This is a genomic window from Pseudomonas sp. PA-4-8C (assembly GCF_021606625.1).
In the GTDB taxonomy this organism is placed as follows: domain Bacteria; phylum Pseudomonadota; class Gammaproteobacteria; order Pseudomonadales; family Pseudomonadaceae; genus Aquipseudomonas; species Aquipseudomonas lactis.
Genome location: NZ_WKCD01000565.1, coordinates 1 through 940, shown reverse-complemented (window position 1 = coordinate 940; position 940 = coordinate 1). Strand labels below are relative to the sequence as shown.

General features: G+C 61.5%; 1 protein-coding gene. It reads right to left on the bottom strand.

What is annotated here, in order from left to right; all coding sequences use genetic code 11:
- On the bottom strand, positions 1 to 940 hold a 940-nt coding region (locus GIW04_RS30985; RefSeq protein ID WP_236479645.1), incomplete at both ends, for an Ig-like domain-containing protein.

Below are 940 nucleotides of genomic sequence, written 5' to 3'. Positions count from 1 at the left end.
GGCGTGGTGTCAGCGGTTGGATCGGCAACGAATTCGCCCGTCACCGACTCACCTTTATTACCCGCCGCATCGGTCACCGTGGTGGTGAACTCACCGTTCGGTTGTGGCGTTTCGCTGGTCAGCTCAAAGCTGCCATCCGGCTTGGCTACGGTGGTGCCGGTGGTACCGTCCGGGAACTTAACCTCGACGGTACTGCCCGGCTCGGCCTTGCCACCGACGGTCATCTTGCCGTCAGACTCGGTACTGGTCACCAGGTCGGTAGCTTTACCTGGTGGTGTGGTGTCAGCGGTTGGATCGGCAACGAATTCGCCCGTCACCGACTCACCTTTATTACCCGCCGCATCGGTCACCGTGGTGGTGAACTCACCGTTCGGTTGTGGCGTTTCGCTGGTCAGTTCAAAGCTGCCATCCGGCTTGGCTACGGTGGTGCCGGTGGTACCGTCCGGGAACTTAACCTCGACGGTACTGCCCGGCTCGGCTTTGCCACCGACGGTCATCTTGCCGTCGGATTCGGTACTGGTCACCAAATCGGTGGCCTTGCCCGGAGGCGTGGTGTCAGCGGTTGGATCGGCAACGAATTCGCTCGTTACCGACTCACCTTTATTACCCGCCGCATCGGTCACCGTGGTGGTGAACTCACCGTTCGGTTGCGGCGTATCGCTGGTCAGCTCAAAGCTGCCATCCGGCTTGGCTACGGTGGTGCCGGTGGTACCGTCCGGGAATTTCACCTCAACGGTACTGCCCGGCTCGGCCTTGCCACCGACGGTCATCTTGCCGTCGGATTCGGTGCTAGTCACCAGGTCGGTGGCCTTGCCCGGAGGCGTGGTGTCAGCGGTTGGATCGGCAACGAATTCGCCCGTCACCGACTCACCTTTATTACCCGCCGCATCGGTCACCGTGGTGGTGAACTCACCGTTCGGTTGTGGCGTTTCGCTGGTCA